The following is a 25,380-nucleotide window of genomic DNA, read 5'->3' on the forward strand; positions in this document are numbered from 1 at the left end:
CTCACAGGGTGCGGGCGATGATCTCCTTCATGATCTCGTTGGTTCCCGCGTAGATCTTCTGCACGCGGTTGTCCGCCCACAGGCGGGCGATCGGGTACTCGTTCATGTATCCGTAGCCGCCGAACAGCTGGAGGCATTCGTCGGCGACCGCCATCGCCCGGTCGCTCGTCCACCATTTCGCCATTGCGACCGTGGGGATGTCGAGCTTTCCGTCGATGTGCTTCACGATGCAGTCGTCGACGAAGACACGCGCTATCCGTGCCTCGGTGGCCGCTTCGGCGAGTTTGAACTTGGTGTTCTGGAAACTGAAGACAGGCCGGCCGAATGCCTCGCGCTCCTTGGTGTAGGCGATCGTCTCGGAGACGGCCTTCTCCATGCCGGCCACCGAGGCGACCGCGATGATCAGCCGCTCCTGTGGCAACTGCTGCATCAGCTGGATGAACCCCTGACCTTCCTGCTCACCGAGCAGGTTCGACGTCGGCACCCGGACGCCGTCGAAGAACAGCTCCGATGTGTCCTGTCCGCGCTGCCCGATCTTGTCGAGGACCCGTCCGCGACGGAACCCCTGCCGGCTGGATTCGACGAGGATCAGGGAGATGCCCTTGGCACCCTCGGACGAGTCCGTCTTGGCGACGACGATGATGAGGTCGGCCTGGCCGCCGTTGGTGATGAAGGTCTTCGAGCCGTCGATGACGTAGTCGTCACCGTCGCGGATCGCCCTGGTCTTGACGTTCTGTAGGTCGGAGCCGGTACCCGGTTCCGTCATGGCGATGGCGCCCACGACCTCCCCGCTGGCCATCTTGGGGAGCCACGTCGACTTCTGCTCCTCGGATCCGTACGCGAGGAGGTAATGCGCAACGATGCCGTTGTGGAGGCTGACGCCCCATGAGCTGTCGGCCACGCCGGCCTGCTCCTCGATGAGCACCGCCTCGTGCGCGAACGTGCCCCCGCCGCCGCCGTACTGCTCGGGGATGGACATACACAGAAGCCCCAGTTCACCGGCCTTGAGCCACAGGTCGCGATCGACATGGTGCTGCTCGATGAACTTCTCGGTGTTCGGCTTGATCTCTTTCTCGCAGAAGCTTCGCGCCAGTTCACGCAAAGCGCTGATGTCGTCGTCCTCCCAGGGGGAACGTTCAGTCACAGGGGTCAGCCTTTCGTCGCGGGACCGTCGGCGCCAATCGTAACATTGAACGATGTAACGGTTGGCGCACCGCGCATCGCCGCGCCTCGTGTACGGGAGAACGCGGGCGATCAGGCCGCGGCGTGTCCGAGGTGCGCAACCGGGAGTCGTACGTCATGATCGGATGCACACGCCGAGATCAGCGGCCCCCGTGCCCGATCGTCGTGCGCGTCGAATCGACGCCGGGTCCCGCGCGCGCCTTCCCCCGCCTTCGGATGCTCAAATCGACTGCTGTCCAATATCTTTCCGACGCGTCGCGATGCAGAACGATCCGAAATCGGTCACACTGTGAGCACACCAGCCTTCGCCGAGAGGGGTCAGTTGTGACCAGGATCTTCGATGCAACCACTTGGGGAGCCGAGCTCTGTGCCGCCGGCGACGACGTCCTCGCCGGCGAGGTCTCACTGCGTGAGGAATCCCTGAGGCGCAAGGTCGCGTTCTACCTCGACGCCGAGGGACTCCCCTTGTGCCAGTCCTCGTGCGACCCGTCGCAGTGGCATCCGACGCTGGTGACCCGGATGACCTCGGTGGTCGTCTCCCATGGGCGCGCCGTCGTCTCCATCGATGCGGCTCTCCCGTTGCACTCGTCGATTCTCGACATCGCTTTCCCCGGAGCAGGTTCTGGTGGCTCGATGATGGACATCACCATCGTCGACCTGTCCCGGCACCGCCGTACCCTGCACGCCGAGGTCCCGTCACATCTGGTGGTGACCGGCACCATCGCCGTGGCACTCTCTCCCGTCGGGTCGGCGCTGCGCACCGCGCCATCGGGACGCACGATCGGGATCGGCTGACCTCGCCCCCGGCGCCCGCTCAGGCGTTCCCATCGGGGATCTGCGGGACCGTCGACTCCGACGCAGTCGCCGCCGACGGTTCGTCGGCGATCCGGGACAACAGCTGCAGCGCATGCCGGGACGCGGACTCCGGCTCGGTCCGGTAGACGAAGATCGTCGCTCGGGATCGTCGCCCGGGCTCAGGGCTTGGTAGGAGACCTTCAGATCACCCACCACCGGATGGTGGTACCGCTTGGTGCCGACGCTCCGCTCATGCACGCGGTTGCGCGACCACAGCTTGACGAATTCCGGGCTGTGGATGGACAGTTCACCCACCAGAGCGCCGAGCCGCGGATCGTCGGGATGCTTGCCCGCATCCATGCGCAACATGGCAGCGGTGTCCGCGGCGACGCCGTCCCAGTCGACGTACAGGTCGCGCGCGTGGGGGTCGAGAAAGACGAATCGGGCCTGATTGCGTTCTGCCGCAGGCCGGTTCTCGAAATCGGCGACCAGGAGTCCGGCGAGTCGGTTGTGGCCCAGCACATCCAGGCGGCGCCCGAGTACGAACGCTGGTTGCAGTGCGGCGTCGAAGGTCTCGAGCAGTTCGAGCGTCGACGCGTGGAGACGCTGCGGCTTGTCGGCACGGCGTCGGCGAGTCGGTTCGCGACGGGCGATCGTGTGCAGGTGGTTGCGTTCACTGTCGTCGAGTTGCAGTGCGTCGGCGAGTGCGTCGAGGACCTCCAGCGACGCACTCTTGCTCCGCCCCTGTTCCAGCCGCGTGTAGTAGTCGACGCTCACTCCGGCGAGCATCGCCAGTTCCTCACGACGCAGGCCGTTGACCCTGCGACGTCCCACCTCGGCTATCCCGGCGGCGTCCGGTGACAGCCGACCGCGGGCCGCGCGAAGGAAATCGGCGAGTGACGGTTCGAGTTGATCGGCCATGTTCCCATCCTGCGGACTCGTCTGACCTGCGTCAAAGGGTGAGGGTGGCCCAGTTTGTCCCAGGAAGAACTCTCTCTTCACCGATGGCTGCCGGGTCGTGACGATGGATGTCATCGCCTCGACGGCGATTCACCACCACCCCAACAGGAAGTGAGTAGACGAACATGTCTGTCTAGATGATCACCGGAGCGGGCCGCGGACTGGGCCTCGAGATCACACGAGCCGCCCTGCAGGCCGGCGACCACGTCGCGGTCTGCGCACGACGCACCGACTCCATCCCCGACGACGTCCGCAACCACCCCGATGTGTTGCCGGTACCTCTCGACGTCACCGACATCGGCCAGGTCGCGACCGCAGTCGCGTCCGTGATGGAGCGGTTCGGAACCGTCGACGTCCTCGTCAACAATGCCGGACGCGGCCTCCTCGGCGCCGTGGAGGAGATCACCGATGCCGAGGCGCGGTCGGTGTTCGACGTCAACGTCTTCGGGCTCCTCAACGTCACCCGTGCGGTCGTACCACTGATGCGCGCGGCCGGCCGGGGCAAGCTCGTCCACATCGGGTCGCGCGGCGGCTTCGAGGGCGAGCCCGGCGTCGCACTCTATTCGGCGACCAAGTTCGCGGTCGCGGGTATCAGCGAATCCCTCGCCGGTGAACTAGCGCCGTTCGGAATCCAGAGCACGGTCGTCGAACCCGGCGTGTTCCGCACCGATTTCCTCGATGCCAGCTCGCTACAGTTGCCGGCGAATCAGGTTGCCGCATACGACGGTACGCCCGCACACGCGACTCTCGAGTGGGCCGAGGAGACCAACCATTCCCAGCTCGGCGACCCGGTCAAGGGTGCCGCGTTCATCCACCGGATCGTGTCGTCGGACGATCCACTGCCCCTGCATCTTCCGGTGGGCCAGGACGCACTCGACCGACGGGTGGCGATCACCGAACGCATCGAGAAGGAGATCGCTCCGTTGCGTGCGGCATCCGCTGCCACCGCGTGTGACTGACCGGCACCCGGAATCGCCACCTCACGTCCAGAATCGCAGCTGCCCAGCGGGATTCCCACGGAGGTGGCGATTCGGCCGTCACCGGAGTGAGCGCAGCGCCGACTCGGCGGCGTGATACCCGCACAGCCCGTGGATACCGGCGCCCGGCGGGCTGGCCTGCGAGCAGATGTGCACGCCCGGAACACCGATCGCGTACGGGTCGATCGCGAGGCGAGGCCGCAGGACCATCTGCAGGCCGTCGTTGGCGCCACCGATGATGTCACCGGCCCCGAAGTTGGCGTTCTTCTGGTGCAGGGCTTCGGTCCCCGTACTCGCCGTGGCGACGATCCGATCACGAAAGCCCGGCGCGAATCTCTCGATCTGCGAGACGATCTGGTCGGTGGCGTCGCCGTCGAAACCGCCGGGGACGTGGGCGTAGGCATAGATCGGGTTGATTCCGCCCGCACTGCGGGTGGGATCGGCGACGTACTGCTGACCGAGCAGGACGAACGGCCGCGACGGCATGACCCCGGCGGCACGTTGCTTCTCCGTATACGCGATCTCGCCGAAGCCGCCGCCGAGGTGAACGGTTCCGGCCCGCACACACTCCGGATTGGTCCACGGGATGTCACCGTCGACGGCGAAGTCGACCTTGAATGCGGACGAGCCGACGCGGTATCTCCGGTAGGAGCGGCGAATCCGCGCAGGCATGGCGTCGCCGTATATCGAAAGCACCTGTGACGGTGACAGATCCAGGAGGACGAGGTCGGCGGGCGGGATGTCGGCGCGGGAGCTGACCCGGACTCCGGTCTCGATCTTGCCGCCGGCCTCGAGCAGCGCAGCCGACACCGCGGCGGTGATGGCGCCGGAACCGCCCTCTGCCACCGGCCATCCGTATCGGTGCCCGCTCGCGGCGATCATCAGGCCGAGCGATGCGGTCAGCGGCCGGTCGAGGCGGGAGAACAGGTGCGCGGCGATCCCCCCGTAGAGGGCCCGTGCGCGTTCGGTGCGAAACCAGCGGGCCAGCACGGTGGCCGGAAGTACGGCTCGAGGACCGAAGGCGGCCAACCGGATCGGGTGTCCGGGGATGCCGACGATCGGCCCGAGGAGATCTTCACCCAGGTCGTCGAAGTGTTCGGCCAGATCGCCGAACATCGACCGCCAGCGGGCCCCGTCGACGCCGAGACCAGCGGCGGTCTCGGTGATCGACTGGTACAGGAGTCCGGCTTCACCGGAGTCGAGCGGGTGGGCACAGTCGATCTCCGGCCACTTCCACACCAGCCCGTACTTCTCGAGTCCGACCTCGGCCCAGAACGGCGACCCCACCCCGAGAGGATGGAACGCCGAACAATGATCGTGGATGAGGCCGGGCACCGTCAGCTCCCCGGACCGTGCGCCACCCCCGACCGTGTCCGCGGCCTCCAGCACCTGAACCTGCACTCCGGACCGGGCGAGGTGAAGGGCGGCGGCGAGCCCGTTGGGACCACCGCCGACCACGACTGCAGTGGTCACCGACTCCCCTGACCTCTCTCCGGGACCGGCGACGCGCCACAGTCGTCGGGTCGCATCCGCCATTCACTCACCACCTCAGAATCGGTGACCCGATGACGGGCGTCAACGTCGAGACTCCGGTCGACGCCGTCCAGGAAGTCGACGATCGCTGCAGCGAGGCGATCCGGAGCCTCGAGCGCGACGTGACGTCCGACCGCCTCGAACTCGATCGTGGACAGAGGTCCGCCCGAAATCTGAGCGAGCGTCTGAGCGGTGAAAGCTCCGCCGGAGGTCCCGACAGCGAGCATCGGCATGGTCAACGGCACCGAGGCCCGGTCGCGGAACTCTTCTCCCTCGGCGAGCATGGACCGATACAGGCCCGCCGCCCCGCGCCAGCCCCCGTCTCGGGCGAAGACCCGCACGAACTCGGCGATGTCCGTTTCGTCAACCGCCCCCGGCACGGTTGTCATCGTCGGGAACGCCCACTGCTCCAGCACTTCCCGTTCGCGCCCGCCGAAGAGCACGTCGGCGATGCCCGGCGCGGCCAACGTACCGATGTGCCACGAACCGCCTCGGGTCACGTCCCCGAGCCCCTCCAGGCCGAACCCGGCCAGACCCATCTCGACCGCGATCAGACTGCGCACGAGACCGGGATGTTCCGTTGCCAACCGGTAGACCGCTCCACCCGAAATATCCTGTCCCAGAACATGCATCGGGCCCACATCGAGGTGCCGGATGAGTTGGCGCAGATCATCCGACGCCGTCGCGCTGTCGTGGTCGTCATCCGCGACCGCGGAGTCGCCGAAGCCACGGAGATCGACGGCGAACACCCGGTGACGCCTCGCCAGCAACGGAATCAGTCGGTGGAACGTCCACCATGATTCCGGGAAGCCATGAACCAGGAGGATGGGCGAGCCACCGCTTCCCGCCGAAACATGGTGCAGCGTCGTTCCGTTCACGTGCGCTACGTGGTGTTCCACGCCGGGGATCGTGGCCCTGGCCACACTTCGGGTATTCACACTCATGACAAGCCGTTTTATTGGCAACCGGGTTGTCAATAACCTAGAACCTGACAACCGGGTTGTCAATAGGGTGGGTGAGCAGTAATCTCCCGACGTGGACGTTTCCCATGGTGCGCAGTTCGCGCGAATGCTGGTCGAGACCTTCGATGCGATGACGCGCGAGGTCATCGAGGAGCTGACCGCGGCCGGCCACGCCGGGCTCACGGTCTCGAATGAGCTCGCCATGGAGGCCATCGACGACGGGGCGGGCACCGCCGCCTCCCTGGCCCGTCGCCTCGGCGTCTCCCGTCAGGCCGCCGCCAAGACCATCACGACCCTCGAAGGCCTGGGTTACGTCGAACGTGCTGCCGACACAGACGACGCGCGCCGCAAGAGCCTGAGGATCACCACCCGGGGCCGGGAGGCGATCGCGATCGGGAGCTCGGCGTTCGAACGGATCCGGGTCCGGTGGGAATCCGCAGTCGGCGCCGACCGTGCCGCCGAGACCGAAGAGGCCCTCCGTACGCTGCGGGACGACATCGCCGGCAGCTGACGAAGCAGCATCCGAGAAGCAAGATGGCCCCCGTCTACACGACGGGGGCCATCTCTGGCGGTGGCGGAGGGATTTGAACCCTCGGTACGGGGTTACCGCACACAGCATTTCGAGTGCTGCACCTTCGGCCGCTCGGACACGCCACCGCGAAAGACTGTACCGCAGCGGGGCGGCGAGTCTTAAATCAGCTGGTCAGAGCGATCAAACCGGGTACAGCGGGCAATCAGTGGCCGGTCAGCTTGTCCTTGACGTCGTCGACCTTGCCCTTCACGGCGTCGGCGGCCTCGGTGATCTTCTGCTTCCCCTGGGCCTGGGCCTGATCGCCCTTGCCCTCGTTCTTCAGATCCTGATCGTCGGTGAGGCTGCCGGCGGCTTCCTTGCCGCGGCCCTTCAACTCTTCGGCTTTGTTCTTGGCGTCGTCAGTGGTTCCCATGAAGCCTCCTCGATGAGGTTCGGCACGGCCGGATGCCGGCCGAGGTGGAAGAACTCGGCGATCTACCCGCGCCGGTGGCTCGACGCGAGCGTCGCCATGCAGGAGCTGACTCCTGCGTTCCACGGTGCCACAGACCGGCGACTCCGTGCAGAACTCCAGGTCAGACGTCAGATCAACGACTGTTGAACTTCTGGGCCACCTCGGTGATCTTGTCCTTGGCGGTGGTGACGACCTCCTGGACCTTCTCGTTCTCGGCGAGCTCGCCCAGCTTGTCCTTCGCGGTGCCCAGCGCATCCTGGACCTGCTTGCTCTCGACCAGTTCGTCGATCTTGTCGCGGGCGGTGCCCAGTGCCTCCTGCACCTTGCCACTCTCGGCCAGTTCGTTGATCTTGGCCTTGGCGGTGTCGAATGCTGCGGTGACCTTGTCGGCCGGGTCGGACATGGCTACTCCTCGAGGATCGGGTCGGGACTCGATCTCCAATCTGCCAGAGCAGCGCGGTACCGACCACCGGTCGCGACCCTGCGATCTCACCGATCTTTTCGTCTCACATCCCTGAGAGTGGTGTTCAGCGCGCTCTCCGTGTCGCGAAGAAATCGACCATCAGCGCGCGGCACTCGGCCTCGAGGACGCCGCCTTTCACCTGGGGGCGGTGGGTGAGTCGCGGGTCTCGCACGACGTCCCACAGGGACCCGACGGCCCCGGTCTTGGGTTCCCACGCGCCGAACACCAGCGCGTCGACGCGGGACAGCGTGATGGCGCCGGCACACATCGTGCACGGTTCGACCGTCACCGCGATCGTGCAGCCGGGGAGTCGCCAACCGTCACCGAAGGCGCGGGCTGCGGCACGCAGGGCGAGCACCTCGGCGTGCGCCGTCGGATCGCCGTCTGCTTCCCGACGATTGGCCGCGCGCGCCAGTTCGACGCCCTCGGGGTCGAAGACCACGGCACCGATCGGGACGTCGTCGGTTCCCGACGACGAGGCGGCGTCGAGTGCCGCGCGCACCATGTTCTCCCAGGCGGGGGCACTCATCGTGCGCCGGCGCCGGTCAGTGGCCGAGTGAGTCGAGAACCTTGCCCAGTTCATCGGCGAAGCCGAGCCGGGCGGCGATCATGCCGAGCTGTTCATCCGCGTAGAGGTCGGTGTCGCCGACGATGACGCTCATGACCGCGTCGGGCAGGCCCAGGTCGGCCAGGACCGCCAGGTCGCCCTCTTCCCACGGTTCGACGGTGTCGAGCTCGTCCGGGTCGATGTCGGGCACGTCGAGGTTCAGGGCGTCGAGGACGTCGGCCGCGACGTCGTAGTCGACCGCCGCGGTCGCGTCGGAGAGCAGCAGCCGCGCACCCGACGGCGCGGGCCGGACGATGACGAAGAACTCGTCGTCGACGTCGAGCAGCCCGAACACGGCGCCGGCCGAACGGAGCTCGCGAAGTTGTCGCTCGGCGTCCTCGAGATCAGAGAGCGCCGACGGCTTGAGCGCAGTGACTTTCCATCCGCTCTCGTCGCGCACCACCGCAACAGCGAAACCGTCGATGTCCTCTTCCACGTCCTGCGTGTTCGAACCCGACTTCCCATATCCGGCACCGGCCATGCAGCAAACCGTAGCCTCTATCAGCTGCAGTCCCAAGTCCCGGAACGAGCGGAGATCGAGGTATGGGAACGTTGTCAGCGTGACTGCTGACTCGTCGTCCTCGCGTTCTGCGCCCTCGACGCCGGTGTGCGTGCTTGGCCTGGGTCTGATCGGCGGCTCGCTGTTGCGGGTTCTGCACGACGCCGGGCACGAGACGTTCGGTTACAACCGGTCGTCGGCGACCGTCGACGCAGCAACCTCCGACGGATACCAGGCGTCGACGGATCTCGTCGCCACCTTGCGCCGTGCGGCCGAGACGGAAGCCGTCATCGTCCTGGCGACCCCGGTGACGACCATCGAACCCATCGTGTCGGACATCGCCGAACACGCACCCGGCGCTCTGCTGACCGACGTGATCAGCGTCAAGCAGGAAGTGGAGAAGGTGATCGCGCGGGCACACCCCGGCGCGCGCTACGTCGGCGGGCATCCGATGGCGGGGACCAGTCGGTCCGGGTGGCCGGCAACCGATCCGACACTGTTCCGGGATGCGATGTGGGCGGTCACCACGACCGATCACACCGTCGCCGACGACTGGCTGGCCGTTGCGTCGATCGCACGGCTGGCGGGGTCGCTGGTGGTGCCCGTGGCTCCCGATGCGCACGACCGTGCCGTCGCCGCGATCTCCCACATGCCGCATCTGACGGCGGCCGCGACCGCCGCGGTGGGCGCCGGCGAGAGCGACCTCGCCCTACGCCTGGCCGCCGGCAGCTTCCGCGACGGCACCCGGGTCGCCGGAACGGCACCCGCGCTGCAGCGGGCGATGATCGAGGCCAACAGCATCGCCGTCCTCAACGTTCTCAGCGAGACCATCGACCGTCTGATCGCCGCGCGCGACGAGTTGCGTGATCACGGGACGGCCGAGGTCCTGGTCGACGACGGACATCGAGCACGCACCGCGTACGAACGACTGCACGACGGTAGCCCGGAGCCCATCAGTGGAGTGACGATCGGCGAGCCGGGTTGGCAGGAGGAACTCCGCCGCCAGGCGCATCAGGGCCGGGTGTGGGTGGGCTAGGTGTACTGACCCGCCAGGTTGGGTACGCGGTCGGCGGGTGAGTCGCCTCTGAGTGCGGTGTGGCCGCGTTCGTGATTGTAGATGCGCAGGAACTCGTCGAAGGCGGCCACGCGTTCGGTCTCGCTGTTGTAGGGGCGGGCGTAGGCCCATTCCTCTTGCAGTGTGCGGTTGAATCGTTCCACCTTGCCGTTGGTTTGCGGCCGGTACGGTCGTGTCCATTTGTGTTTGATCCCGTTGTCGGCCAATCGTTTCCGGAACATTCTGGACCGGTAACAGGACCCGTTGTCGGTCATCACCCGTGTGGTCGTGACGCCGATCGAGGCAAAGTGGGCCAAGGCACGGGTCATGAACGCGGTCGCGGTTTCCTTCTTCTCATCAGCGAGGATCTCCGAATAGGCGTATCGGGAGTGATCATCGACGGCGTGGTGCAGGTAGGCGTATCCCAGGTTGGGGCGGCCATGCACGGTGCGGGGCCGGGACGGATCGCGATGGGCACTGGAATTGCGGCCGCCTCGGGCGCGGCCGTGCACGCGGTGCCCACCACCGTCGGGGATCCTGCCCAGCTTCTTGATGTCGACGTGGATCAAGTCCCCGGCAGCTTCGCGTTCATACCGGCGAACCTCACGTCGTCGTGCACGCACCGGTGCTCCGGTGGCCGGGTCGGTCCACGACAACCGCACACACTGGTACCGGGTGAGGATGCGGTGGACTGTGGACACGTTCAACCCCAGGTGGAACCCGATCCGAGCTGGTCCCCAACGGCGCGACACGCGTAACCCCACCACCCGGCGTTCCCGGCGACGGGTGGTGCGATGCGGGCATGAGCGGGGCCGGCTTGAGCGGTCAACCATCCCTGCGGGCCCGTGGTCGCGGTAGCGGTCGGCCCACCGTTTGGCCGTGGTCACCGAGACATTGAAACGGTCCGCGGCACGCCGCAGCGGCCACCCATCCTCGACAACACACCGAGCCAGACGCAGCCGGCCAGTCGGGGACAACGGTGAATTACGGTGAGACATGAAGACCTCCGGGTTGAGGAGCGGTTCTTAGACAGCTCCACACCTCACTCGGAGGTCTTCCCTATGTCACGCCGACTCGCCGAACCCCGTACCTAACGTCCCGGGTCAGTACAGCTAGGCCTACCGCAAGGTCTGAGTGGGCTAGACCCGGCGGGCGAGTCCCGGGTAGTCGGCGACGAAGCCGTTGTCGTCGAGGGTGATGGTCGTGGTGGCCAGCGGCGACACCAGGTCGACGCCGTCCGCGGTGGCGGTGTAGGACATCGTGGCCGGCTTCACCTCACCGCTGGGCAGGTACATGTACATGACGGGTACCTCGACGGTGCCGTCGGCCGGCGTGATCCCCATGCGGCGCAACGGGAGCGCGTTGAACATGGGCGACAGCGCGAGGTCGACGTCCTTGGCACCCTCGAAGTCCGATTGGATGATCTCTCCGTCAGGGCGACGGATGAGCCAGGTGCCCTCGTTGTCGCGGGTGATTCCGAACTGGGTCTCCCCCGTGTCGCCGCAGATGAGGTGCACCGTGAGACGTCTGGTGATGCCGGTGTCGGTGGTCTGTAACTCGTACGACGCGGAGAACGGCTCGTGGTCGTCGGTCGCGGCGGCGATGATCCGGCCATAGGCCTTCACGCGTGCGCCGGAGACGACCAGGCGGACCTGTTCGAGTCGGTCGGTGTCCTCGCCACGCCACGTCAGCACGGTCTTGAACTCGTCCGTGGCGGCGGACGACTGCTCACCCTCGGGGGCTGTCTGCGGAGAACTCACACGACTACGGTAGCGAGCCGACCCGCCGATCACACATCGGACGTGCTGGTCACTCGACCAGATGGACGACGTGGCGGCGCGAATCTCCGCCGGTCACGCGATACACGAGGCGGTGCGTCGGGCCGACGACGCCGTCACCGTGTCCTCCACCACCACTTTGCCGTCGACGTTGATCGAACACTTGGCGCCGCTCCCGGTCCCGGCGATCACCAGGAGACGCAACGGATTGTCCCCACCGGTGAACTGGACACTCCAAGGATTGGATGGCGCGAACTCCGACCTCAGACCCATCGCGTCGACGTAGAGGATGGTGGCCTGACCGTCGATGGCGACGTCGTAGGTCACCGGTTTGTCCAGGGGATTGACGCGTTCGTCGGGTCCGCCGGGCACGGGCCGGCCGGGATCGTCGGGAGTCAGTTGCGGTGGTTCGAATGTGCGCGGAAGCGGAACGTCGATGGTGGTCGGCGGGTCGGCGAGGGGCAGTTCGGTGGGTTCGTTCCGAAAAATCCCGCTGAACCCGACTATCGCGACGGCCACCAGCACGACGAGTCCGAGACACACGATGAGCGTCGAGGTGGAGACCTTCGTGATGCGTGACTCGTCGTCCGATACGGCCGCGGATCGGGCGGCGGCACGCGCCTCTTCCCGCTCGGCCTGCTCGGCGATGCGCAGCTCGGTGTTGGTGGGCTGGCCGGGCCGGAACAGGGCGGTGCCGTCCGGGGCGTATCCGAGCGGCGGGTACAGCTGCGGCCCGGGTGTGTGCCCATACGGATCGCTGCCACGATCCCGCGGGTCGCGGGCGTCGCGGTTCGGTCCGCCGTACGGCTGTCCCATCGTCGGCCTCCGGTCGAAGTGTTGTCTGTCTTCGACCTTACGGCGGGTCTCTGTGCCGGTGAGCCCGCGCGGTCCGGAAATGCTGGTCGCGCGGTGGGCAACCCGTTGTGGAATCGATTGAACGAATGGGGTCCCGGTCCGGCCGTGCTGCCGCCCCTACCCCCAGTTCACGGGGGCGGCAGCCCCCTGACAGACCCCACCGAAATCGTTCACCAGGTGAACTGAAGACACTCTCACATATCTGACAACGGTGTGCAACAGATGGGAGGCGTGCAGCAGATGGGCATGTGACAGCCGGGCCTGGGCCGATCGTTCTGCCCTCTTCACCATAAGCGCTGGAGGGGGCCTTGCGGCAAGCCCCCTCACCGGGTGCAGAATCGCCTTCCCACCTGCCGAGAGTCTCACCCGCATCGCCCAATCGGAGCCGCTTTGTCCGTGTCGCCCGCCCCGCTCGTCCCCGAACCCAGCAGCGTCTTCGACCTCCCGAGGAGGCTGTCCGCCAAAGCCGACCCCGTACTCATCGCGGACGACGAGCGCCACCTGGCCATGCTCGCCGCGAGTCTCACCGAGAGCATCGACGACGCCACCGCCCGGATCGAGGCCCTCCGACGGTCCGAAGGCGGTGGTGGACGACGAGCACTGGATCGCGATCTGGAGATCCACCAGACGCTCTCCCGCGTACGCGCTCTGCAACGCTTCAGCCTCGAGGCATGCCTGGGTCGTATCGTCGGCACCGACGGCGAGGTCCTCTACATCGGTCGCCTCGGCCTGACGGGGTCCGACGGTGCGACGTTGCTCGTCGACTGGCGTACCCCGCTGGCAGCTCCGTTCTTCGCCGCCACGCTGCGTGAGCCCGCGGGCCTGGTGAGCCGACGCCGCTACCGATGGACCCGAGGCCGCATCACCGACTACTGGGATGAGGTGTTCGTCGACGACCCGGCGGTCCTCGACCGGCACGCCGCACTCGACGACCAGTCGGCGTTCATCGCCGATCTCGCGGCCGTCCGTTCGCCGCGGATGCGGGATGTGCTGGGTACGATCGCTGCCGATCAGGACGAGATCATCCGCGCCGGTTCCCATGGGGCCCTGGTCGTCGACGGTGGTCCCGGAACGGGCAAGACGGTGGTGGCGCTGCATCGGGCCGCGTATCTCGTGTACGCCGATCCCCGACTCGCCGGGAATCGCGGCGGACTCCTCGTCGTCGGTCCGCACCGCCCGTACCTCGCCTACGTCGCCGACGTGTTGCCGAGTCTCGGGGAGGGCAGCGTACAGACGTGCACGCTGTCCGATCTGGTCGTCGAAGGAGCTTCGGCGACAACGGAATCCGATGCTCACGTCGCACGGCTGAAGTCGTCGGCGGGCATGGTCGGGGCGATCGAGCCGGCCGTGGCGTTCTACGAACAACCACCGACGACGCCGCTCGTCGTCGAAACCCCCTGGGCTGAGGTCACTCTCACCGCAGCGGACTGGGCGGAGGCATTCGATGTGCCCGAGCCGGGGACGCCGCACAACGACGGTCGCGACGAGGTGTGGGAGGAACTCGTGTCGATCATCGCTGCCCGGCATGACGATGACGTCCCGTTCGGAGCACTGCGTTGTGCTCTCGCGTCCAACCCGGAGCTCACGTCCGCGTTCAACCGCGCATGGCCGGTTCTGCGGCCGGCGGAAATCGTCGGCGACCTCTGGTCGGTGCCGGCGTACCTGCGCCGGTGCGCGCCGTGGCTGACGCCCGAGCAGGTGAGTGCCCTGCAGCGCGATCGCCCGGACGCGTGGACCGACGCCGACCTCCCGCTGCTCGACGCGGCGCGACGCCGGATCGGCGACCCCGAAGCCGCCATGCGGAGACGCCGTCGGCGGGCGACGGTCGACGCCGAGCACGAGCGGATGAGCCAGGTGGTCGAGGACCTCATCGCGGCGCAGGTGCACGACGACGGCGAGGGACTCATGACCATGCTCCGGGGTGAGGACCTGCGCAACGCGCTCGACGACGGGGTCGTCGCCGACACCGACACCCCGGACCGGTTGGCCGGTCCGTTCGCGCACATCGTCGTCGACGAGGCGCAGGAACTGACCGATGCCCAGTGGCAGATGCTCCTGCACCGGTGCCCGTCGAAGAGCTTCACGGTGGTCGGCGATCGCGCCCAGGCCCGCCACGGATTCACCGAGTCGTGGTCGGAGAGATTGCAGCGGGTCGGCTTCGACGGCGTCACCATGTCGGGGTTGACGATCAATTACCGCACCCCCGAGGAGATCATGACCGAGGCGGAACCGGTCATCCGCACCGCGCTGCCCGACGCCAACGTCCCGACCTCGGTGCGCCGCACGGGGATTCCCGTCCGGCACGGCGATCGCTCGGAACTCGCCGGAATCGTCGACGAATGGTTGTCCGCGCACGACGAAGGACTGGTCTGCGTCATCGGCGCTCCGGATGTCGCCGATGCCGACCGGGTTCGGTCGCTGACCCCGACCCTTGCCAAAGGGCTCGAGTTCGATCTCGTCGTGCTCGTCGATCCGGAGTCCTTCGGCGAGGGGATCGAAGGCGCCGTGGACCGGTATGTGGCGATGACGCGGGCGACGCAGCAGTTGGTGGTGCTGAGTTAGCCGGGCCGGTCCGACCTGGCAGATCCGTCGACTATCGGGTCTAGTCGGCTACTACGACGCCTAGTCGAGGATGAGGCATACTGGCCGATGTGCGATTCCTGATGCCGATGCAGCGCTACCTGCGCGAGGCGCCGTCGATCCTGAAGCAGGGCCTCTCCGCCTGGTCGGTGCGGCACATGGTGGTGGCGGTGATCGCCGGCGCGGTGATCGGCGTGGTCATCGCCCTCGCCACAGCGCTCATCCCCAACCCCGTCTTCGTCCGGTCGATCGGTCCCGAGTGGTGGAACGCGCCGGTGCTCGTTCTCAGCGCGGTCCTCGGTGGACTGCTGGTGGCCAGTTACGTTCGCAGCCCAGGAACGGCGACCGACGCGGACCGTCCCGGGCGTCTCGGGATGGCCGGTGGCTTCTTGACCTGGTTCGCCGTGGGCTGTCCGGTCTGCAACAAACTCGTCGTGCTGACGTTGGGCTCCTCGGGGGCGATGACCTGGTTCGCGCCCATGCAACCCGTGATGGCGGTCGCGGCAGTGGGATTGTCGGCGGTGGCGCTGACCGAGCGACTCCGTGCGCAACAGAAGGGGTGCCGGATCAGGTTCGACGCTCCTGGGTCCGACCCGGTTGCGGCCGTGCCGCGATGAGCACGAAACGCTCCGGTGCCGCCGACCGTCCGGCGCCCGAACCCGCGCGTCTGGGTGCGCTCGAACAGCAGGTCATGAACATCCTCTGGGCCGATGGCCCGCAATCCATTCGCGAGATCATCGAGAAGCTGCCCGGTGAGCCCGCGTACACCACGATCGCGACGGTGCTGCGTAATCTCGAGCGCAAGCGGATGACCTCCGCCAGCCGTCGGCGCGGATCGGTGCGCCACCGGGCGGTGCACGACCGCGACCAGTACGCGGCTCAGCTGATGCAGCATGCGCTGACCACCAGCGGAGACCGCGCGTCGTCGATGCTGCACTTCGTCGAGGCGCTCTCGCCGACCGACATCGAGGTGCTGCGCAGATACGTCACCGAACATGCCGACGACCCCCCGGAGCAGAGCTGATGCTGGTCACCGTGGCGGTGGTGGTGGCCGCGTTCGTCGCTGCAGGTTGGCTGGGTCCGCGCGCTCTACGTCGCGCCGCGCCCGCGTTGTCCCGGGCGCCGCGTGTGGCAACCGGCCTGCTGATGGCCTGCGCCGCGCTGTGGGCCGGCGCGTTACTCGCGATCGGACCGATGTTCGCCTGGGTGCTCCGCGGCCCCCAGATCCTGCCGTCCGGAGCGGCCGAGGTGTGCCAGCGCTGCCTTGCCAGCGCGAGCCCGTGGTCGACCGGCACCGTCGAGACGGCGCTACCGACCGTCTTGTTTCTCCTCGCACCGGTGGTCATCGTTCTCACCGCAAGCTGGGTGGGCGCCCGGTATGTGTACCGCTCGACCATGAGCACGCGCGCCACCGCAGCCGCTTTCGCCGCCGTGACCACCCCCGGGGAGATCGCCGGCCATCGCGTCCGGGTCCTCGACGACGCCACGCCCGTCGTGTTCGCGCTACCCCGTCGCCGTGGCGGGATCATCATCTCTCGCGGTGCCGTCCAGCTCCTCGACGGCGTGGAGCTGAGGGCGGTGCTGGAACACGAAAGCGCCCATCTGCGCCAGCGACATCACCTGATCGCACTCGTCGTCGGCGCACTCGGTGCCCCACTGCGATGGTCGCCGTTGCTCGACTCGATCGTCGAGGCGGTGCCCCACTATCTCGAGATCGCGGCCGACAACGCGGCCCGCCACGCCGTCAGCACCCCGGCGCTCGCCACTGCGCTCCTGAAACTCGGCGGGCACCGCACCCACGTCCCGGGTGCACTGCACGCCGGTGGACCCGACCGGATCGGACAGCTCGTGGCGGTCGCCGACGGATCACGTCGGGGCGCGGTCCCTACTGCGGCGATCGTCGCGTTCATGGTGTTCTCGGCACTGGTCACCGCAAGCATCTACGCCTCCTACCTGATGGCCGCCAACGCCTGCATCCGGTGAGCCACCTGCGTGCGGGCCGTCGTCGGTCAGGCCTCCTCAGCCGCGACTGATCGTGCGGACGGATGTTCGTCGTCGAGGCCCGTTGCGTCGGGCCGACCGACCACGCGCGCCCTACTCGATCGACGCCACCACCAGGTGAGCACCACCGTGGCCAGCACCGCGATCGCGATGATGTCGACGATCGGTGTGGCCAGCATGCCCGCCGCGTTCTGTAGCCAGCCCTGGGCGTCGATCCCGATCGGCTCCGGGGCCCCGACGAACCCATTGGTGAGCCAGAACACGACGCCGACGGCGATCAGCAGGCCACCGGCGATCAGGTGGGTGGTGTGCAACCGCAGACGTCCGAGCGACACCTCGCGTCCACGAAGTCGTGCGCGCCCCGCCTCCCCGATTCGTGTCCACAGCACGGCGAGGATCAACAGCGGCACCACCATCCCCAGTGCGTACACCGCGAGCAGCAGTGCGGCCCCGCCGATTCCGCGGGACGCGGCCATCGTGATCACGGCACCGAGGATCGGTCCGGTGCAGAACCCGGTGACCCCGCTGACCGCACCGAGCAACAACGTCTTCACCAGCCCGGTGCGTGCCATCGACTGCTGCTGTACCCGGGACATACCCGGAACCAACCGGCCCAGGTCGAAGCCTCGACCGAAGAGCTGCAGCACACCCAGCATCACGATGAGAAGCGCGGCGACGGCGATGATCGTCGATCGGTGCTCGGTGAGTCTCGACGCCAGCGCTCCGACACCCATCCCCACCGGCAACAGTGTGATCAGGAGTCCGGCGTAGAAGATCGCGGCATGCACGACCAGCGCCCGCGCGCCCACCGAGGATGCGAAGAACGCCGGGAGCAGCAGTGCGCCACAGGGGCTCAGCAATGCGAGCACGCCGCCGGCGAAGGCGGCGATCAAGCCCACATCCACGCTAGTTGCCTTCCGCGGTGGTCAGTTCGTCGAGCGCGTCGACGAACACCTGGGTCGGCTGGGCACCCGCGATGGGCTGTCCGCCGAGAATGAACGACGGGGTCGAGTAGGCGCCGGCGGCGGCCCCCAGTTCTTCGTTCTCCGCGATTGCCTTCCGGGTCGCCGCAGACTCCATGTCCGACCGGAAGCGGTCGACGTCGAGTCCCAGCTCCGCCGACGTCGCGATCAAGCCCTCCGTGGACAGCCCGTCACCCTTCCGCGGCCGACCCTCCGGATACAAGGCGTGGTGATAGTCGAGGAAACGCCCTTGCAGCGCAGCCGCATACGCGGCCCGGGCGGCCCGTGTGGACGCCTCGCCGAAGACGTTGACGTCACGGAACTCGATGCGCAGCTCTCCTGCCTCGGCACGCTCGATCATCGTGGGCAGCGTGTCGTGCGACCACTTGGCGCAGAACGGACACTGGTAGTCGGTGAACACGATCAAGGTGACCGGAGCATCCACCCGACCCAACGCCAGCGGATCCTGTGGGTCGCGTCGTTCGAGGCCGATGTCGTAGAGGTAGTCACCGGTGCTGTCGGTACCGGCCCGCGCAGGAGGTTGCGGGTCGTCGGAGTCTATGACCACCACAAAGGCGATCAGGGCGATGGCTGTTGCGACGATGACGCCCGCCACCAGCCAGAACGTCAAGGGTGAACGCTTCTCGGTCAACAATGCCTCCGCTTCGAGTCGATTACTAAGCCAGATAGTAATCGACTATGGAACTTAGTTGATTGTCGGGCATAGTGGGCACGTGAGTTCTTCTGGCGATTCGACCCGAACCCCGGGCCCCGACGGTGGGCGACCACGACGACGCACGACCCGACGCTCGCGATGGGCCGTGGCGCTGGGTGCCGTGCTCGTGGCAACGCTGGTCACCGCGGCGCTGACGCGACCCTGGGAGGAACCGTCGGCCCCTGAGGTCGCAGCACCGGCGGCGACGATGATGAACACCAACCTGGGTCCGGCCGGGGATGTCCCCCGACGTACCGACGACGACCCGCTCGTCTTCGGGGCCGCCGACGCTCCCGTCACCATGGTGGTCTTCGAGGACTTCCGCTGCGAGTACTGCATCGTGTTCACCCGGGAGATCCAGCCGGCACTGGTCGACCGCTACGTCGATACCGGGATACTCCGCGTCGAGTGGCGCGACGCCCCGATGGCGGGGCCGCAATCCTGGCTCGCGGCGCGTGCCGGCCGAGCGGCCGCCGCTCAGGACCGGTTCTGGGAATTCGTACGGGTGGTGATGGAGGGCGCCCCGGCAGACCGGCAACCCGAATTCACCGAAGAGTCACTCACGGCGTTCGCCCGGCGAGCGGGGGTCACCGATCTCGAACGGTTCGGAAGCGATATGCGCGGTGGCACTTTCGACCTCGACATCGAGTCCGACCTCCGCCTCGCGAAGAGTCTGTTCATACCCCCGACGCCGGCGTTCTGGATCAACGGCACCCCGCTGCTGGCGGGAATGCCGTTGCCGGTCTTCATCGATGTCATCGAAGGTGTTCGGCCCGCACGATAGGCAGTCCCAGCCGGGGTGAGGTGCCTAGCCCATGGGCGGTCGGGTCAGCGGAGTGGACACCTACCATCGCCCACATGTAGAAATCCCCAGGCCATATCGACCTGGGGATTCTCTGTGCGCCCGTAGGGATTCGAACCCCAAACCTTCTGATCCGTAGTCAGATGCTCTATCCGTTGAGCTACGGGCGCGTGTTATTCAGTTGTACCGCCGTCGGCCGACTGCGGTGGCGGAGGCGAGAGGATTTGAACCTCCGGTCCCGTTTTAGCGAGACAACTCATTAGCAGTGAGTCCCATTCGGCCGCTCTGGCACGCCTCCTTGGCGGAGTCCTTTCGAACTGCCGGACGAAAGGTTACACACCCTTCGCGTCCACAAGCAAACCGTTTGGTCAGAGCCGGTTTTCGCCCGTTCCGCGGTGCGGCCTACATTGGTCTGGTGAGCCCGCGAATCCGACCCGATCTCGACGACCTTCCTGTGTACGTACCGGGCAAGACGTTTCCCGGGTCCGTCAAGCTCGCGAGCAACGAGGTCCCCGAGGGTCCTCTGCCCAGCGTCATCGAGGCCATCGCCGCGGCGGTGGCGGGAGTCAACCGCTATCCCGACAACGGGATCGTCGAACTCACCGCCGCGCTGTCCAAGAAGCTGGGCGTCACCGAGGACGAGGTCCGGGTGGGCTGCGGATCGGTCATCCTCTGCCAGAACCTGATCCTCATCACCAGCGGACCCGGCGACGAGGTGGTGTTCGGGTGGCGCTCGTTCGAGACATATCCCCTCGCCACTCGCGTCGCGGGTGCGACGCCGGTTCAGGTGCCGCTCACCGACGACCTGACCTACGACCTCGAGGCGATGGCCGCAGCTGTCACCGAACGCACCCGCCTCATCTTCGTGTGCAACCCCAACAACCCCACCGGCACGGTCGTCGGGGAGGCCGACCTCCGCACGTTCCTGCAGAACGTGCCGTCGGATGTCCTCGTCGTGCTCGACGAGGCGTACTTCGAGTACCTGCGCCTGCCGGAGAACCAGGCCTACGACGCACTCGAACTCCGTCGGGAGTTCCCCAACCTGGTGATCCTGCGCACCTTCTCCAAGGCGTATGGCCTCGCCGGCCTCCGCATCGGTTACGCGATCGCCGACCCCGAGGTCATCACCGCGCTGGGAAAGGTCCACGTGCCGTTCTCGGTGAACAGCCTCGCCCAGACCGCCGCGATCGCGAGCCTCGAGGCCGGGGACGAACTCCTTGCCCGCACCGACGCCGTGGTCGCCGAACGTGCTCGCGTCACCGAACGTCTGCGTGCCGCCGGATACCGGGTACCCGACTCACAGGCCAACTTCGTCTGGCTCGATCTGGGTGCCGCGGCGATGGACTTCGCGCGTGCCGGCGTCGACGCCGGTGTGGTGATCCGACCGTTCGACGGTGACGGCGTTCGGGTGACGGTCACCAACGCCGAGGAGGACGACGTCTTCCTGCGGTTCGCCGAGAACTGGGACGGCCCGCGGGCCTAGAGACCGCGTGCGATCGTCGGCCACGCCACGGCGAGGTCGCGTTCCCAGTAACCCCAGGTGTGTGTGCCGATGAGGCGGAAGCCGTCGGTGTACGGAATGCCCGCGGCGCGCAGGGTCACCGCGAACTCCAGCGAACAACGGTAGGCGCCGAGCTCGAGAGCCGACGACGACGCCGTCACGACGTCGCGAGACCCTTCTTCGGGTTCGATCCGGCGCTGCAGGTCGAGCGGACCGACCGCACCGGAACCCGCGGCGATGAAGATGTTCTTCCCGCGGAGTTTGTCCAGATGGTGGTTCGGATCGTGCGCACGCCACCCGGCGGAGCCGAAGGGCCCCCACATGTTGGTCGCGTCGCCGCCGTCCCGGCCGACCGTCGAGCGCACATACGCCTCGTTGAACGGGCCCGACACAGGCGGACAACCACTGAGGGATGCGACACCGGTGTACATCGCCGGGTTCCGCACGGTGAGCGCGAACGCTGCCTGCCCGCCCATGGACAGGCCGATGATCGCGTTACGCCCGTTGCCGTTGAACCTCTCGTCGACGAGCGGTGGCAGCTCCTTGGTCAGGAACGTCTCCCACATCGGTTTGCCGAGCTTCGCGTCCCGCTGCTTCCAGTCGGTGTAGAAGGTCCCCGATGCCCCGGCGGGGAGCACCACGTTGACGTTCTTGTCGGCGAAGAACCGGCCGGCACGTCCCTTGGTGATCCAGTCGCTGACGTCCTTGTAGTTACCGGCGCCGTCGAGCATGTACACCGTCGACCGCGGAGAGGTGGCACCCGCGGGAGTCAGCACGGACACGCGTATGCGGTCGTTCATGGCCGGCGAGAACACCCAGATGTCGGTGCGCAGGGCACTCATCTTCACGGCCTTGGCGATGCGGGCGACAGGTTTCGGTTCGACTGCCCGCGGTGCTGCATGGGCCACCACGGGGGTCAACGCAGCCGTCATCACCAGACTGGCAAGACCCGCGATCAAGCGCCTCGATCTCATGTCAAACTCCCTACCCGGCAAACCCCGACCGCACCGGAAGTCCTCGTTCGCCATGCATGTGCTCCGCGCCGACCGATCTGGACGCGTGGCGACATCTAGACTGTCAGACTACCTGCCGGTCGGCAGGTCGAGACGTCGCGAAAGTGGCCGATCCGATACCAACCACCACACAAACGGTGTCCCCGAGCGAAAGTCGACGATGCACAAACCTCCGAGCGGGCAGAACTCACCGAAAGACAAGCCCGACGACGGGGATCTGAACGACAACGGGTACGCGTTCGTCGCCGACATCCCGGTCCGGTGGTCGGACATGGACGCCTTCGGACACATCAATCACGCGCGCATGGTGACTCTCATGGAGGAGGCCCGCATCGCATGGCTTCTCAGCGCCGGCGAGGAGTACGCCCCCCTGATCACCAGCGCGATGATAGTCCACGTCGACATCCGATATCAGGCCCAACTCCGACACGACGACTCGCCGCTGCTAATCGGCATGTGGATCAAGAACTTTCGGTCGGTCGACTTCACCATCGGCTATGAGATCTGGGGCGCGACCGCCGACCCGGACAGCCGGCCGGCGTGCGTGGCGAGCACGCAGATGGCGGTCGTCGACGTCGAGAAACACACGCTTCGACGCCTCAGCTCCGAGGAGAAGGACTACCTCAAGGCCTGGTCACGACGGCTCGTAGCGGGCCGGTAGCTCCCGCGGTACAGCCGGGGATATCCGGGCGATGTTGCCCTGTAACACATCTCGGTAGATCCGAAGCTGCTCTTCGCCGCTGCGCACCTGTTCGGTGAGACGCTTGGCGTTGTCGACCGAGATCTCCCGATCACCCGACCGCGCGATCAGCGCGTCGATGCGGTCGTCCAGGGTCATCGCCTTGTTGTATTCGGCGAGCACCTGGAGTTCATCGGCCGCCGACTCGACGACGTGGGCGACCTCGCCGAGCGCCTGCACACGATCGATGAGTTCGGTCCACACCGGCCGGAGCGTGGTCTCGCGCTGGTCGATCTGGGCCGCGAAGGTGCGATCGAATCCGCCGTTGCGTTTCGCGCGGTCGAGGTCGATGCGGACGGCTCGCAGGGCGATCACGTCGGCGGCGATCTCGGCGAGCTCGGCGTGCAGGTTGACCTGGGTGCGCTGCACCTCGAAGTGGTCGGAGCGCCATGCGGGGTTGCCGACGATGCGGTCGTAGTAGTGCCCCGCGATGAACAGGAGGGTCTCGTAGCCGTCGACGAAGTTCGCCGCCCGCGGGGCCCCGCCCGGCACGTCGCGTCCGGTCGCGAAGAGCTGATCGGCCCACTGCCCGGCCTGCGGGTTGCCCGACTTCGCGGCGACCTGCCCGACGACGCCGGCGATGCGGTCGATGGCCGCAGTACCCGCGCGCCGGACGTAGCCCGAGGAGTTGACGTTGGGTGTCGGCGTGCACAACAGCCCGGAGAAGAGCCGCTCGCGTTCCTCGATCTCGAGATAGATGTTCTCGCGGCGCTCGCGGCGGATCGCCCGCGTTCCGGAGGCGAGGACGCCCTTGGCGGTCACGATGTACTTGCGCGCGTCGTCGCGGCGCCGTTGCAGCCCGTTCAACCGGTTCCTCAGCACCGCGCCAACGACGCTCGGCACGACCGGGCTGGACAACTGGTGTTCGAGCTGGAAGATCGCCCGCTGCAGGCGGCGCAGGTCGCCGAACCCGGCGGGGACCGTCGGCATCGGCCGGCCGGTGGAGATCCTCCGCACCACGATCGCGCGGCCCCCGGGTGTCAGGTAGCCCGCCGCCACCAGCAGTGCGGCGGTGTCGGACAGCTCGCGCCGCTCACCCGGCACCGATGACCGGTCGCACCACTCGCGGATCTGATCGCTCGTGCGCGCGGGCATCCGCCGATGCCCTCTCGAGCCCTGCCCTTCCGGGCCCTTGTCGACCATGCCGCTGCCGCCTTACTGGAAGAATCGGTCCGCGCCCCGTATCTGCAGACACCGGCTTCGATGCTACCCGCGGTCTCCGACACGCCTGGGTGACCGTGATCTCCCCCGGAGGGCAACCGGTGGTCCGGGGTGACACGATGAGCGCATGACCGATTCCGTCGCGGCCGGTACCGGACACTCTGCGAGCGAGCGGGTACGCGGCCAGATCTGGCGTAACGGCGAGGCCGTCGGTGCATTCGACCCCGACGGCTTCGACCTCGACGTGATCTCCGACTGCCTCGACTCCGGCGATCCCGACACCCTCATCTGGGCCGACCTGGAATGCCCCTCCCACGAGACGCTGTCGCGGGTCGCCGCAGAGATCGATCTGGATCCCTTCGCGGTCGAGGACACCGTCGCGGCGGCCGAACGGGTCAAGACGGTGGTCTACTCGGGCCACACGTTCGTGATGGTCTACGCGATCGCGCTGCACGACGGCGACGCCTCGTCCGACGCCGATGCAGAGCCGTCCGACGAGGTGTCGGAGAGGGTGTCGGGGACCGACTTCCGTGCGTCGATGAACGATCACGCGCGAATGTTCGACCTGCACCGCATCTCGATCTTCGTCAAGCGGAACGCCCTGATCACCGTGCGCCCGACGCCGGGGTTCGACATGGACGAGGTGGTCCGGCGCTGGACGGAGAGCGGCGCGATGCAATACGGCATGGGCGCACTCGTCCACGGCCTCCTCGACGTCGTCGTCGACGGACATTTCGACGCGGTCCAGCGGCTCGACGACGAGATCGAGGACCTCGAGGCGCTGCTCTTCGACGAGCGCGTCCCGGGCCGGGAACTCCAGCGCCGCACCTACGATCTCCGCAAGGACCTCGTCGTGTTGCGGCGGGTGGTCCTACCGATGCGCGAGGTGATCGCCGGCATCCAGCGGCGTCGCTTCGAGAACAACGCCCCGCCCGAACTCGATCCGCACTTCTCGGATCTGTACGACCATGCCCTGCGCGCGTCGGAGTGGACCGAGTCGTTGCGGGACATGATCACGACCGTCTTCGAGACGAACCTGACGCTCGCCGACGCGCGGTTGAACACGGTGATGAAGAAGCTCACGGCATGGGCCGCGATCATCGCGGTACCGACCGCCATCACCGGCTTCTACGGACAGAATGTGCCATTCCCGGGTTATCTCAACACATTCGGTTTCATCATGAGCATCTGTTTGATAGTTGTTGTCGTGCTGAGTCTCTACATCTCCTTCCGACGCCGCGATTGGTTGTGACACGAC

General features: G+C 67.1%; 26 protein-coding genes, 3 tRNA genes and 1 pseudogene. 12 read left to right on the top strand and 18 right to left on the bottom strand.

Features of this window, described 5'->3' with window-relative positions; translation table 11 throughout:
* Window position 1: 1 nt before the first annotated feature.
* On the bottom strand, window positions 2-1,144 hold the full coding sequence (locus IHQ52_RS02870; RefSeq protein ID WP_006435214.1) for an acyl-CoA dehydrogenase family protein: 1,143 nt from the start codon (window positions 1,142-1,144) through the stop codon (window positions 2-4).
* A 362-nt stretch (window positions 1,145-1,506) separates the two neighbouring features.
* Between IHQ52_RS02870 and IHQ52_RS02875 the strand changes: the two genes are divergently transcribed.
* Complete coding sequence (locus tag IHQ52_RS02875) at window positions 1,507-1,977, top strand: hypothetical protein (RefSeq protein WP_006435215.1); 471 nt, start codon at window positions 1,507-1,509, stop codon at window positions 1,975-1,977.
* Window positions 1,978-1,996: 19 nt separating this feature from the next.
* On the opposite strand, the pseudogene IHQ52_RS02880 reads toward IHQ52_RS02875, so the two are convergent.
* Window positions 1,997-2,898: pseudogene (locus tag IHQ52_RS02880) on the bottom strand (helix-turn-helix transcriptional regulator).
* 176 nt (window positions 2,899-3,074) lie between these two features.
* On the opposite strand from IHQ52_RS02880, the gene IHQ52_RS02885 reads away from it, so the two are divergent.
* The gene (locus tag IHQ52_RS02885; protein ID WP_006435217.1) at window positions 3,075-3,896 is read left to right on the top strand and encodes an SDR family oxidoreductase; all 822 of its coding nucleotides are present in this window, start codon (window positions 3,075-3,077) and stop codon (window positions 3,894-3,896) included.
* Between the two features lie 78 nt (window positions 3,897-3,974).
* Here IHQ52_RS02885 and IHQ52_RS02890 read toward each other — a convergent pair whose 3' ends face one another.
* Both IHQ52_RS02890 and IHQ52_RS02895 read right to left on the bottom strand, forming a co-directional pair.
* Window positions 3,975-5,387 carry a phytoene desaturase family protein gene (locus IHQ52_RS02890; RefSeq protein WP_024498762.1) on the bottom strand — a complete coding sequence of 471 codons (1,413 nt, stop codon included), beginning with the start codon at window positions 5,385-5,387 and terminating at the stop codon, window positions 3,975-3,977.
* Window positions 5,384-6,325: an alpha/beta fold hydrolase gene (locus tag IHQ52_RS02895; RefSeq protein WP_238064081.1), complete on the bottom strand. Its 942-nt coding sequence runs from the start codon at window positions 6,323-6,325 to the stop codon at window positions 5,384-5,386. The genes IHQ52_RS02890 and IHQ52_RS02895 overlap by 4 nt, the downstream gene beginning before the upstream one ends.
* A gap of 157 nt (window positions 6,326-6,482) precedes the next feature.
* On the opposite strand from IHQ52_RS02895, the gene IHQ52_RS02900 reads away from it, so the two are divergent.
* A complete protein-coding gene (locus IHQ52_RS02900) occupies window positions 6,483-6,920 on the top strand; it encodes a MarR family winged helix-turn-helix transcriptional regulator (RefSeq protein WP_024498764.1) in 438 nt (145 codons plus the stop codon).
* A gap of 55 nt (window positions 6,921-6,975) precedes the next feature.
* Here the strand turns inward: IHQ52_RS02900 and IHQ52_RS02905 are convergent.
* From IHQ52_RS02905 to IHQ52_RS02925, 5 genes are all read right to left on the bottom strand, one after another.
* A tRNA-Ser gene (locus IHQ52_RS02905) sits at window positions 6,976-7,066 on the bottom strand.
* 77 nt (window positions 7,067-7,143) lie between these two features.
* Entirely contained in the window at window positions 7,144-7,353 is a 210-nt protein-coding gene (locus IHQ52_RS02910) for a CsbD family protein (protein WP_006435223.1), read from the bottom strand.
* A 172-nt stretch (window positions 7,354-7,525) separates the two neighbouring features.
* Window positions 7,526-7,795, bottom strand: coding sequence for a hypothetical protein (locus IHQ52_RS02915; RefSeq protein ID WP_006435224.1), 270 nt, complete (start codon window positions 7,793-7,795; stop codon window positions 7,526-7,528).
* A gap of 124 nt (window positions 7,796-7,919) precedes the next feature.
* Window positions 7,920-8,384: a nucleoside deaminase gene (locus tag IHQ52_RS02920; RefSeq protein ID WP_006435225.1), complete on the bottom strand. Its 465-nt coding sequence runs from the start codon at window positions 8,382-8,384 to the stop codon at window positions 7,920-7,922.
* 16 nt (window positions 8,385-8,400) lie between these two features.
* On the bottom strand, window positions 8,401-8,943 hold the full coding sequence (locus tag IHQ52_RS02925; RefSeq protein WP_006435226.1) for a tRNA adenosine deaminase-associated protein: 543 nt from the start codon (window positions 8,941-8,943) through the stop codon (window positions 8,401-8,403).
* Window positions 8,944-9,022: 79 nt separating this feature from the next.
* Between IHQ52_RS02925 and IHQ52_RS02930 the strand changes: the two genes are divergently transcribed.
* Window positions 9,023-9,997 (top strand): prephenate dehydrogenase, encoded by a 975-nt coding sequence (locus tag IHQ52_RS02930; protein WP_006435227.1) that lies wholly within the window; start codon window positions 9,023-9,025, stop codon window positions 9,995-9,997.
* Here IHQ52_RS02930 and IHQ52_RS02935 read toward each other — a convergent pair.
* From IHQ52_RS02935 to IHQ52_RS02945, 3 genes are all read right to left on the bottom strand, one after another.
* Window positions 9,994-11,013: an IS481 family transposase gene (locus IHQ52_RS02935; protein WP_238063993.1), complete on the bottom strand. Its 1,020-nt coding sequence runs from the start codon at window positions 11,011-11,013 to the stop codon at window positions 9,994-9,996. The two genes, IHQ52_RS02930 and IHQ52_RS02935, sit on opposite strands and share 4 nt — an antisense overlap.
* Before the next feature lie 141 nt (window positions 11,014-11,154).
* Window positions 11,155-11,808 carry a putative glycolipid-binding domain-containing protein gene (locus IHQ52_RS02940; protein ID WP_191834666.1) on the bottom strand — a complete coding sequence of 218 codons (654 nt, stop codon included), beginning with the start codon at window positions 11,806-11,808 and terminating at the stop codon, window positions 11,155-11,157.
* A 60-nt stretch (window positions 11,809-11,868) separates the two neighbouring features.
* Entirely contained in the window at window positions 11,869-12,609 is a 741-nt protein-coding gene (locus tag IHQ52_RS02945) for a hypothetical protein (protein ID WP_191834665.1), read from the bottom strand.
* Window positions 12,610-13,038: 429 nt separating this feature from the next.
* On the opposite strand from IHQ52_RS02945, the gene helR reads away from it, so the two are divergent.
* The 4 genes from helR to IHQ52_RS02965 all read left to right on the top strand — a co-directional run bounded on the left by helR (window position 13,039) and on the right by IHQ52_RS02965 (window position 17,211).
* Complete coding sequence (gene helR, locus IHQ52_RS02950) at window positions 13,039-15,210, top strand: RNA polymerase recycling motor ATPase HelR (protein ID WP_096272787.1); 2,172 nt, start codon at window positions 13,039-13,041, stop codon at window positions 15,208-15,210.
* 89 nt (window positions 15,211-15,299) lie between these two features.
* Window positions 15,300-15,845 (top strand): hypothetical protein, encoded by a 546-nt coding sequence (locus IHQ52_RS02955; RefSeq protein ID WP_006438762.1) that lies wholly within the window; start codon window positions 15,300-15,302, stop codon window positions 15,843-15,845.
* Entirely contained in the window at window positions 15,842-16,252 is a 411-nt protein-coding gene (locus tag IHQ52_RS02960) for a BlaI/MecI/CopY family transcriptional regulator (RefSeq protein WP_006438761.1), read from the top strand. The genes IHQ52_RS02955 and IHQ52_RS02960 overlap by 4 nt, the downstream gene beginning before the upstream one ends.
* Window positions 16,252-17,211, top strand: a complete 960-nt coding sequence (locus IHQ52_RS02965) for a M56 family metallopeptidase (protein WP_006438760.1) — start codon at window positions 16,252-16,254, stop codon at window positions 17,209-17,211. Before IHQ52_RS02960 ends, IHQ52_RS02965 begins: the two co-directional genes overlap by 1 nt.
* Before the next feature lie 26 nt (window positions 17,212-17,237).
* Here IHQ52_RS02965 and IHQ52_RS02970 read toward each other — a convergent pair whose 3' ends face one another.
* On the bottom strand, window positions 17,238-18,134 hold the full coding sequence (locus tag IHQ52_RS02970; protein WP_159405445.1) for a cytochrome c biogenesis CcdA family protein: 897 nt from the start codon (window positions 18,132-18,134) through the stop codon (window positions 17,238-17,240).
* 1 nt (window position 18,135) lies between these two features.
* Window positions 18,136-18,843, bottom strand: a complete 708-nt coding sequence (locus IHQ52_RS02975) for a DsbA family protein (protein ID WP_238064082.1) — start codon at window positions 18,841-18,843, stop codon at window positions 18,136-18,138.
* Window positions 18,844-18,925: 82 nt separating this feature from the next.
* Between IHQ52_RS02975 and IHQ52_RS02980 the strand changes: the two genes are divergently transcribed.
* A complete protein-coding gene (locus IHQ52_RS02980; RefSeq protein ID WP_236577670.1) occupies window positions 18,926-19,690 on the top strand; it encodes a DsbA family protein in 765 nt (254 codons plus the stop codon).
* Between the two features lie 115 nt (window positions 19,691-19,805).
* On the opposite strand, the gene IHQ52_RS02985 is transcribed toward IHQ52_RS02980, so the two are convergent.
* Window positions 19,806-19,878, bottom strand: a tRNA-Arg gene (locus IHQ52_RS02985).
* A gap of 36 nt (window positions 19,879-19,914) precedes the next feature.
* A tRNA-Ser gene (locus IHQ52_RS02990) sits at window positions 19,915-20,006 on the bottom strand.
* Between the two features lie 117 nt (window positions 20,007-20,123).
* Between IHQ52_RS02990 and hisC the strand changes: the two genes are divergently transcribed.
* Window positions 20,124-21,191, top strand: a complete 1,068-nt coding sequence (hisC, locus tag IHQ52_RS02995; protein ID WP_238064083.1) for a histidinol-phosphate transaminase — start codon at window positions 20,124-20,126, stop codon at window positions 21,189-21,191.
* On the opposite strand, the gene IHQ52_RS03000 is transcribed toward hisC, so the two are convergent.
* The gene (locus IHQ52_RS03000) at window positions 21,188-22,183 is read right to left on the bottom strand and encodes an alpha/beta hydrolase (RefSeq protein ID WP_035760424.1); all 996 of its coding nucleotides are present in this window, start codon (window positions 22,181-22,183) and stop codon (window positions 21,188-21,190) included. The genes hisC and IHQ52_RS03000 overlap by 4 nt on opposite strands.
* A 199-nt stretch (window positions 22,184-22,382) precedes the next feature.
* Between IHQ52_RS03000 and IHQ52_RS03005 the strand changes: the two genes are divergently transcribed.
* Complete coding sequence (locus IHQ52_RS03005) at window positions 22,383-22,883, top strand: acyl-CoA thioesterase (protein ID WP_238064084.1); 501 nt, start codon at window positions 22,383-22,385, stop codon at window positions 22,881-22,883.
* Here IHQ52_RS03005 and IHQ52_RS03010 read toward each other — a convergent pair.
* Window positions 22,857-24,104, bottom strand: a complete 1,248-nt coding sequence (locus IHQ52_RS03010) for a hypothetical protein (protein ID WP_238064085.1) — start codon at window positions 24,102-24,104, stop codon at window positions 22,857-22,859. The genes IHQ52_RS03005 and IHQ52_RS03010 overlap by 27 nt on opposite strands.
* 145 nt (window positions 24,105-24,249) lie before the next feature.
* On the opposite strand from IHQ52_RS03010, the gene IHQ52_RS03015 reads away from it, so the two are divergent.
* Window positions 24,250-25,374: a magnesium transporter CorA family protein gene (locus IHQ52_RS03015; protein ID WP_238064086.1), complete on the top strand. Its 1,125-nt coding sequence runs from the start codon at window positions 24,250-24,252 to the stop codon at window positions 25,372-25,374.
* The last annotated feature ends 6 nt before the right edge of the window (window positions 25,375-25,380 follow it).

Origin of the sequence: Gordonia amicalis (assembly GCF_022059885.1) — a bacterium.
GTDB lineage: Bacteria > Actinomycetota > Actinomycetes > Mycobacteriales > Mycobacteriaceae > Gordonia > Gordonia amicalis.